This window comes from Halopseudomonas aestusnigri, from assembly GCF_002197985.1.
GTDB classification, from domain to species: Bacteria; Pseudomonadota; Gammaproteobacteria; order Pseudomonadales; family Pseudomonadaceae; genus Halopseudomonas; species Halopseudomonas aestusnigri.
On sequence record NZ_NBYK01000010.1, the window covers coordinates 124121 to 132902 of the forward strand.

Sequence of the window (8782 nt, forward strand, 5' to 3'; positions counted from 1 at the left end):
CTAAAACACGTCAACACCAGCAACGAAACAAAAAACAAACCGACCATAAAAATCGTTAATCTTATTTCGACACACAAAAAACACACACCGCCTTTGCAACTCTGGAGAGCACGCTATACTGCACTAATTTTCGACAATCCAATTTTCGATGCACCAACCACCACTGCTATATAAAGAAGGTAAAAGACTGCAGAACTTATCGCATAAGCTGGAACTAGCCAACCCTGATCAATACCTGCAGCAAAGGTAACCCCCCCTACGCGAAGCAAAAACCCTGCAATCTGAAGGCACATAGCCCAATGTTGACGATTAACCGTGTGAAGCACCGTTGACACCGGCGATGCAATAAACTGAAAAGCCATCCAAGGAACAAGCCACGCCACAATCTCTCCAGAACGAGCCCATTCAACACCAAATATCCACGGAAATAAAATGGGGGAAAGAAGGGCGGCAGCGACAAGAGGAGCAGTACCTATTATCACCAGCCTCCGCATAATTGAAAAAGTAAAATGCGCCAGTCTTCCCTGTCGAAATTCCTCCGGCGCCCGAGACATGTAGACTTGCGAAATTGATGCACCCAGAAGAGTCATAGGCGCCGTCATGATTTGCATCGCAAGCAGGAGAAAGCCCGCCTCACTACCTCCATATGCTGCAATGAGTAACACCGGCACTTGAATACCCGCGATATTAAATAAGGCCTCGGGCGTTGAATAAAGAGGATAACGATAGTATTTGCGTAGTGCTGCTCTCATCCTATTTGGACATATACTACGTAGGGTTCGGCGGTCGGACCGCACTGCCTGAAATGCAAGAGTCACCCCACCTGCGCCAGTATTAAGCGCGTTACCTAACAAAAGACCTAGAGGAGCCATGCCTGCCCATCCGAGCGTAAGAATGGTGGTCACACCAGTCACTGCCTGCCCGACCCGCGTTCGCGCTATCGCTCCGAAGCGTCGCGCACGAGTGGCCCAGAATTGAAACGCAGCATAGCTGCCGGCCAATGCGACCCCAAGCGGAACCAACCAGAGATGAGGGGCAATTTCGGGCTTACCGAACAGCTGAGCCAGAGGGGATGGCATTGTCAAGGTCAAGAGCAGCGCTATACCAGAAACGACAAATAGCGCAGTCAGCGCAAGAGCTAATAGATTCGCAGCATCTGTCTCATCGTCCGCCAGAGGAATAGCAATTTCAAGCCGGAAACACGCCATCACTGAAACAAGACTAACAAGCGAAAGATAGACCGCAAGAATGGCAAAATCCTCGGGCGCGTATAGCCGAGTGACCAAAGGCAAAGCAGCAAGCGAAAGAGCACGACCGAGAACCGTTCCTAATGCCAGCTTCAGAACATCGCGCAGGAAGCGGCCACTCGCAAGATGGCGTACCTTGCCAGCAATTCCCTGCATCAAAAGACACTCGCTCTTGCGGCGGCAATAGCAGAAACAATCTGTTTGATATGCTCTTGCAGTAGGTAGGGATGCATTGGCAAGCTCATGACTTCAGCTGAAGCCCGGTCTCCATGCGGCAAACTGGAGGACATTACAGCCACCGCGGGTTGACGATTTAAGGGTAACGGGTAGTGCACGGCTGTCGGCACTCCGGCTACCTTAAGAGCGGCCTGCAACGCATCGCGATTATCCACGCGTACCGTGTACTGAGCCCAAGCGCTAGTGCAGCCCTTCATGATACTCGGGGTCGTGATACCAAGTTTCGCCAACGCAGTATGATAAGCATCAGCCACTTTCTGACGGGCTGCAATCTCATCATTCAGAATAGTAAGTTTGGGTAGGAGGATTGCCGCCTGAATCGTATCAAGCCGTGAGTTCACCCCAACACGAACATGACGATAACGTTCTTCTTGACCGTGGCGAGCGATCTGTCTAATCACATTGGCAAGTTCGGGATCCGAAGTAAAAATAGCTCCGCCGTCACCGTAGCATCCCAAAGGCTTGGACGGAAAGAAGCTGGTGCAGCCAATAGTCGTCAGATTACCAGACTTCTGGCCCTTATAGGTTGCGCCAAAACTCTGGGCACCATCTTCTATCACCGCTATACCGTACTTTATTGCAATAGCATTGATCGCATCATAATCAGCGGGCTGGCCGTAAAGCGATACCGGAATGATCGCCTTGGTTCGCGAAGTGATCGCCTCTTCAATTAATGCTGGATCAACGTTATATGTAACCGGGTCGATATCGACATAAACAGGTTTTGCGCCTAGCACAGATGCGGCTTCCGCCGTCGCAATGTATGAAAAGCTGGGTGTAATCACCTCATCGCCGTGGCCCACCCCAAGCGCCATCAGAGCTATCTGGAGCGCATCGGTGCCATTCGCGACGGTGATGCAATACTTCGCACCACAGTAGGCTGCGAGCCTTTCTTCAAGCTCAGCCACCTCAGGCCCTAGAATGTACTGGCCGTGAGCAAGGACTCGGCTAATGCCAGCTTCGATTTCGCTGCGCAGCCTGTCTTGCTGTGCAGCCAGGTCTACGAACGGGATCATTCGCACGCCTCCACCCGGGTAACACAATTACCTGACAAGACATACCGATCTCCGGTATGTGGACAAGCCGTTTCTGCTTCCCCGGAAAGCGGTAAGCTGAGACGCTCGCCATAGGCGCTCATCCAGCCTATCTGCCGAGCCGGCACGCCAACCATAAGAGCAAAATCCGCTACATCGCGCTGAACCACTGCACCAGCTCCAACGAATGCAAAGGAGCCGATTGTCACCCCGCAAACAATTGTGCAATTGGCACCAAGCGTGGCGCCGGATTTTACTAAGGTATCGCGGTATTCGCTTTTGCGCTCAATCAGTGAACGAGGATTATAGACGTTGGTAAACACCATAGACGGACCACAGAAAACGCCCTCTTCGAGCGTCACATTGTCGTAGACCGAAACGTTATTTTGAATTTTGCAGCGGTCACCAATAACGACTCTGTTGCCGACGAACACATTCTGACCAAGGGACACACTCTTACCAATCCGCGCACCGCCACAAACATGAACAAAATGCCAAATACGGCAACCTTCGCCAATCTCGGCGCCTTCATCAACAATGGCGCTTGGGTGGGCCTGGTAACTCATTGTTTCACCTTCAAAACAAAGGGGTGTTGATCTCCACCGCTCTGGAGTGTGGCATTGCGTATGTTCGAAACCGTCTCGATGGCAACACGGTTCTCCTCCAGCCCGAAGCCACGGCCGGCAATAATCTCCTCGTAGCTTCGGGTATGTAGATCAGTAAACCCTGATGAGAACTCGATCTCCTGTTGGTCCACTGTGATCGAGCGGAAGGTACGTTGCCCCTGTTCACGGACTTGCGCAGGAACATCGTTAATGTCGATCGACAGAAACCAGCGTACGCGAGCGCGTTCATACTCTAGATAGCCGGCAGCACGCGTATCCTCAGATAGGTGAACCTTAATATCCTGCAACCGACCAAAGAGGAAGTGCAGCATATCGAAGAAATGCACACCAATATTTGTGGCTATGCCGCCAGATTTCTTTTCGTCACCCTTCCAGCTTTGCAGGTACCAGTGACCGCGAGAGGTTATATAGGTCAGATCGACCTCATATTTTTTCTCCTTGGGCTCGGTCAAGATTCGATCTTGCAGCTCGCAAATAGCCGGATGCAGGCGCAACTGCAAAATGGTATTGACCTTACGCCCGGTATCTCGCTCGATATCAATGAGCCCATCAATATTCCAGGGATTTAATACGAGAGGCTTCTCACAAATTGCATCCGCACCTGAACGCAAAGCAAAGCGCATGTGAGAGTCGTGCAAATAATTGGGCGAACATATCGAAACATAATCTACTTTTTTCTCACTACCCGAACGCCGCAAACGGTCCAAGTGCCTATCAAAACGCTCAAACTCAGTAAAAAAGTCCGCGTCTGGAAAGTGACTATCAATGATTCCCACAGAATCATTTGGGTCCAAGGCTGCGACCAGTTCATTGCCGGTAGCCTTAATCGCCTGCATGTGACGCGGCGCGATATAACCAGCGGCACCAATTAACGCAAACTTCTTCATTTTAATTACCCCGAAGCTCATGCTAAAAATTAATTAGCAGAAATATACCAAGCGATTGCTTTCCTTAGGCCATCCCTTACAACAAAAACCGGATCATACCCAAGTTCAATCCTTGCCTTTTCTATACTTGCCTGAGAGTGCCTAACATCCCCCACCCTGAACTCTGCATGCCGTAGACTGACGGCAACTTTAAGCCCCTGATCGAGCAAAGCTGCCTCTATCTCAGAGACAAGCTGATTCAAGCTTGTTCTATCTCCAACAGCAACATTATAAACCGATGAAGCTGCTGCTTCTTCTTCAACTATCGCAGCAAGCAAGTTGGCCTGGATCACATTTTCCACATAGCAAAAATCACGACTTGTTTCACCATCACCATTGATTTGGATTTCTTCGCCCTTAATTATTGCGGATATCCATTTCGGAATCACCGCCGCATAGGCCCCATCAGGGTCCTGACGCTTGCCAAATACATTAAAGTAACGCAGCCCAATGGTGTTGAAGCCGTAGGTTTTGGCAAAGACGTCTGCATACAGTTCATTCACGTATTTGGTGACTGCATAAGGCGACAGCGGCTTGCCAATCACATCCTCCACTTTTGGCAACCCTGGATGATCGCCGTAGGTGGAACTGCTGGCTGCATAGGTAAAGCTGTCTACCTTGGCGTCGCGGGCCGCTACCAACATATTCAGGAAGCCATCAATGTTGGTGGCGTTAGTGGTGATTGGGTCATTGATGGAGCGTGGCACTGAGCCAAGTGCGGCCTGATGCAAGACGTAGTTCACTCCTTCGCATGCCGTGCGGCAGTCATCCAGGTTGCGGATGTCCCCTTCTATAAAGCGGAAGCGTGCCCATTGTTCGGCAGTCACAAGGCTCTGCACTTCATCCAGGTTGCGTTGGTAGCCGGTGGCAAAGTTGTCCAAACCAATGACGGTCTGATCCAGTTTGAGCAGGGTTTCCAGCAGGTTGGAGCCGATAAAGCCGGCAACGCCGGTGACCAGCCAGGTCTTGGGGTCTTGAGGCAGCGTCTGCAGCAGTTCTTCGTAACGGGTCATGGTGTTGTTCCGTAAAAACGATCAAGCCGGTTCGGCCATCGCGCGAACCGGCTTTGGTATCTGGTTAAGGGCCGCGCTTACAGGCGCAGGTCTGACTGGCCCTCTGGCAGTACATACTTAAGGTCATACAGCACATGCTGCGGCTTGCCGAGCTGACGATAGTCCTGTTCGCTCATGGCAGCGAACTGCTGGTGGGCTACTGCGAGCACAATGCCGTCGTAACTGCCCGGTTGGGGCTGGGCTATCGGGCTAATGCCATACTCGTGCTGCGCCTCTTCAACTGATACCCAGGGGTCGTATACGTCGACCGCAATGTCGTATTCGGCCAGTTCGCGCACGATGTCGATCACCTTGGTATTACGCAGATCGGGGCAGTTCTCCTTGAAGGTCAAGCCCATGATCAGTACGCGGGCACCTTCTACGTGGATGCGTTTTTTCAGCATGCCCTTGACCAGCTGGGATACGACGTAAGCCCCCATGCTGTCATTCAGGCGCCGGCCGGCCAGGATGATTTCCGGGTGGTAGCCGATGGCCTGGGCCTTATGGGTGAGGTAATACGGGTCTACGCCAATGCAGTGCCCACCCACCAGGCCGGGACGGAACGGCAGGAAGTTCCATTTGGTGCCGGCAGCCTTGAGCACGGCCTCGGTATCAATGCCCATCTTGTTGAAGATCACCGCAAGCTCGTTGATCAGGGCGATGTTCAGGTCACGCTGGGTGTTTTCAATGACCTTGGCGGCTTCTGCGACCTTGATGCTGGTCGCCTTATGTGTGCCTGCAGTGATGATCTGGTTGTAGAGCGCATCCACCAGATCAGCCACTTCAGGGGTGGAACCGGATGTCACTTTCTTGATGGTGGTGACGCGGTGTTCCTTGTCGCCCGGGTTGATACGTTCCGGGCTGTAACCTGCAAAGAAGTCCTGGTTGAACACCAGGCCGGATACCCGTTCCAGCACCGGAATGCACTCTTCTTCCGTTGCGCCGGGATAGACGGTGGATTCGTAGATAACAATGTCGCCGTGCTTAAGCGTTTTGCCGATGGTTTCCGACGCCTTGCGCAGGGGAGTCAGATCGGGTTGCTTGTGCTCATCAATGGGTGTGGGCACTGTGACGATATAGACGTTAGCCGCTTCAAGATCGGCAGTATCGGCAGAATAGGAAAGCAAGCAGGCTTGCTTGAGCTCCTGATCGGAGACTTCCAGCGTGCTGTCATGGCCTTCGCGCAGGGCATTGATGCGCGATTGGTTGATATCGAAGCCGATAACCGGGCGCTGCTTGCCAAACTCGACCGCCAGCGGCAAGCCAACGTAGCCGAGGCCGATGATCGCGAGTTTGATGTCTTCCAGTTTGTGCATGCTGTTATCCGTATTGCGTTGACTATGTATAGAAGAAGAATCTGCGCACCGTCACTGGCAACCGTTCGGCTGCGACCAACGGTGCAAGTAGGGCTACTCCACCGTGACCGACTTGGCCAGATTACGGGGCTTGTCTACATCCGTGCCCTTGATCAGGGCGACATGGTAGCTGAGTAGTTGCAGTGGAATGGTGTACAGAATCGGAGAAACAGTTTCGTACACCCAGGGCATGGCGATATGGGTGATGCCTTCGCCGTCATCAAGCGCGGCGCGTTCGCAGGCGAAGTTGATCAATTGCCCGCCGCGGGCGCGGACTTCCTGCAGGTTGGACTTGAGCTTCTCCAGCAGGCTGTCGCTGGGGGCGACGCTGACGACGGGCATGTCGTCGTCGACCAGAGCCAGCGGGCCGTGTTTTAGCTCGCCGGCGGCGTAGGCTTCTGCGTGAATGTAGGAAATTTCCTTGAGCTTGAGCGCCCCTTCCATCGCGATGGGGTAATGCGGCCCGCGGCCCAGGAACAAGGCGTGATGCTTTGCCTGAAACTGCTTTGCCAGCTCGGCAATCGCCGGGGCCAGTTCCAGTGTGTCGCTGATGCGGGCCGGCAGGCTGCGCAGGGCACGCACATTGGCGGCGATGATTTCAGGGGCGCGCTCGCGCACCTGGGCCAAGGCAGTGGTCAGCCACAGCAGTGCGGTAAGTTGGGTGGTAAACGCCTTGGTGGAGGCCACGCCAATTTCAGGGCCGGCATGGGTCAGCAATCGCCAGTCTGCCTCACGCACCAGGGAGCTGCCCGGCACGTTGCAAATCGCCAGGGTGCCGAGATATTGCTGCTCGCGGGCATAGCGCAACGCAGCCAAGGTATCGGCCGTTTCTCCGGATTGGGAGATGGCGATCAGCAGAGTGCCTTCTGGCACACAGACCTGACGGTAACGGTATTCGCTGGCGACCTCGACCTGACAGGGCAGGCCCGTCTGCTCTTCGATCCAGTAGCGGGCAACCATACCGGCGTGATAGCTGGTGCCGCAGGCGACGATGTGAATATTGCGGATCAACGGCAGCTGGCTTTCAGCCCCGGGGCCCAGGGCGGCGGTGAGGACATGATCATCCGCGAGCAGGCCATCCAGCGTGTCGGCGATGGCGGCGGGCTGCTCAAAGATTTCCTTGAGCATAAAGTGCTGATACTCGCCCTTTTCCATGCTCAGGGCCGCGTGCTGGTATTGCTGCACGGCGTGCTGCACAGGCTGGTTCTGCTTGCTCCAGATCTGGCAGTCGTCACGGGTCAGGCGGGCGTGTTCGCCTTCATCCAGATAGATAAAGCGGTCGGTCACCTGCAGCAGCGCCAGGGGGTCGGAGCCGATGTAATGCTCGCCGCTGCCAACGCCGATGACCAACGGGCTGCCCATGCGGGCGCAATACAGGGTGTCGGGTTCATCCTGATGGATGATGCCGAGGGCGAAGGCGCCGCGCAGTTCGGCCAGCGTGCAACGCAGGGCGCTGAGCATGTTCTGCTGACGGCCGTAGTGGTGAGCCAGCAGGTGGGCGACCACTTCGGTGTCGGTCTCGGAGGTGAATACGTAGCCAAGTTCCTGCAGCTGCAGGCGCAACGGATGGTGATTCTCGATGATGCCGTTGTGGACGATAGCCAGACGGTCGGAACAATGCGGGTGGGCGTTCTGCTCACTGGCCTTGCCATGGGTTGCCCAGCGGGTGTGGGCGATTCCCAGTTGGCCCGTGAGCGGTTGCCGGGCAAGCCGCTGTTCAAGCTCGGCGACCTTGCCGGTGGAGCGGGCACGATTCACCGCTCCGGCCGCATCCAGCGCGGCAATGCCGGCCGAGTCGTAACCGCGATACTCCAGCCGCCGCAACCCTTCCAGCAGAACCGGGGTCAGGTCACGCGTGGCGATGCCACCAACAATTCCGCACATACCGTCAATCTTCCTTTGCAAGACTCGTGTCCCGTCACGAGGGGCAATCGATTGCCGTTCGAGTAAAGCGCAACCACATGGTTCAGCTCTGGCTGCCGACTGGCACAGGCAAGCGCAGAAAACCGCGATTGGCTCACATCTTCAGGGTCATCCCGAAGTCGCCTGAACAGCTCTGGCATGCGTCTCGAAGCAGCTCAATAGATGGCTTATTGCCACCAGCTTTTGACGAGAGGCGGGATCATAACCAGCAGCTCCAAGTTGGTGCAAGCAACATTTTGACGCTGAGTCGCGACGGGATTCTAACAGTCAAAGCAGGTAGAAACGCAATAATACAAATGGATTATCGAGAATGATTCGCACGCAGCGTGCGACGAATGGTTGAGGGGCTGTCGGTGCGGTAGGGGCGGCCACGACATGTCGC

The 8782-nt window shown here is 54.6% G+C and carries 7 protein-coding genes; all 7 read right to left on the reverse strand.

Features of this window, described 5'->3' with window-relative positions:
• Positions 1–113: 113 nt before the first annotated feature.
• Positions 114–1403, reverse strand: coding sequence for a lipopolysaccharide biosynthesis protein (locus B7O88_RS13715; RefSeq protein ID WP_088276605.1), 1290 nt, complete (start codon positions 1401–1403; stop codon positions 114–116).
• Positions 1403–2500, reverse strand: a complete 1098-nt coding sequence (locus B7O88_RS13720) for a DegT/DnrJ/EryC1/StrS family aminotransferase (protein WP_088276607.1) — start codon at positions 2498–2500, stop codon at positions 1403–1405. Before B7O88_RS13720 ends, B7O88_RS13715 begins: the two co-directional genes overlap by 1 nt.
• Entirely contained in the window at positions 2497–3084 is a 588-nt protein-coding gene (locus B7O88_RS13725; RefSeq protein ID WP_088276609.1) for an acyltransferase, read from the reverse strand. Before B7O88_RS13725 ends, B7O88_RS13720 begins: the two co-directional genes overlap by 4 nt.
• Positions 3081–4031 carry a Gfo/Idh/MocA family oxidoreductase gene (locus B7O88_RS13730; protein ID WP_088276629.1) on the reverse strand — a complete coding sequence of 317 codons (951 nt, stop codon included), beginning with the start codon at positions 4029–4031 and terminating at the stop codon, positions 3081–3083. The genes B7O88_RS13725 and B7O88_RS13730 overlap by 4 nt, the downstream gene beginning before the upstream one ends.
• A 29-nt stretch (positions 4032–4060) precedes the next feature.
• Positions 4061–5083: an NAD-dependent epimerase/dehydratase family protein gene (locus B7O88_RS13735; protein WP_088276611.1), complete on the reverse strand. Its 1023-nt coding sequence runs from the start codon at positions 5081–5083 to the stop codon at positions 4061–4063.
• A 77-nt stretch (positions 5084–5160) separates the two neighbouring features.
• Entirely contained in the window at positions 5161–6438 is a 1278-nt protein-coding gene (gene tviB / locus B7O88_RS13740; RefSeq protein ID WP_088276613.1) for a Vi polysaccharide biosynthesis UDP-N-acetylglucosamine C-6 dehydrogenase TviB, read from the reverse strand.
• A 93-nt stretch (positions 6439–6531) separates the two neighbouring features.
• On the reverse strand, positions 6532–8361 hold the full coding sequence (glmS, locus tag B7O88_RS13745) for a glutamine--fructose-6-phosphate transaminase (isomerizing) (protein WP_088276615.1): 1830 nt from the start codon (positions 8359–8361) through the stop codon (positions 6532–6534).
• Between the last annotated feature and the right edge of the window lie 421 nt (positions 8362–8782).

What these genes read in the sequence shown, in the direction of transcription:
- tviB (WP_088276613.1), bottom strand. Translation starts at nt 6,438, where the DNA reads ATGCACAAACTGGAAGACATCAAACTCGCGATCATCGGCCTCGGCTAC.
- B7O88_RS13725 (WP_088276609.1), bottom strand. Translation starts at nt 3,084, where the DNA reads ATGAGTTACCAGGCCCACCCAAGCGCCATTGTTGATGAAGGCGCCGAG.
- glmS (WP_088276615.1), bottom strand. Translation starts at nt 8,361, where the DNA reads ATGTGCGGAATTGTTGGTGGCATCGCCACGCGTGACCTGACCCCGGTT.
- B7O88_RS13730 (WP_088276629.1), bottom strand. Translation starts at nt 4,031, where the DNA reads ATGAAGAAGTTTGCGTTAATTGGTGCCGCTGGTTATATCGCGCCGCGT.
- B7O88_RS13735 (WP_088276611.1), bottom strand. Translation starts at nt 5,083, where the DNA reads ATGACCCGTTACGAAGAACTGCTGCAGACGCTGCCTCAAGACCCCAAG.
- B7O88_RS13720 (WP_088276607.1), bottom strand. Translation starts at nt 2,500, where the DNA reads ATGATCCCGTTCGTAGACCTGGCTGCACAGCAAGACAGGCTGCGCAGC.
- B7O88_RS13715 (WP_088276605.1), bottom strand. Translation starts at nt 1,403, where the DNA reads ATGCAGGGAATTGCTGGCAAGGTACGCCATCTTGCGAGTGGCCGCTTC.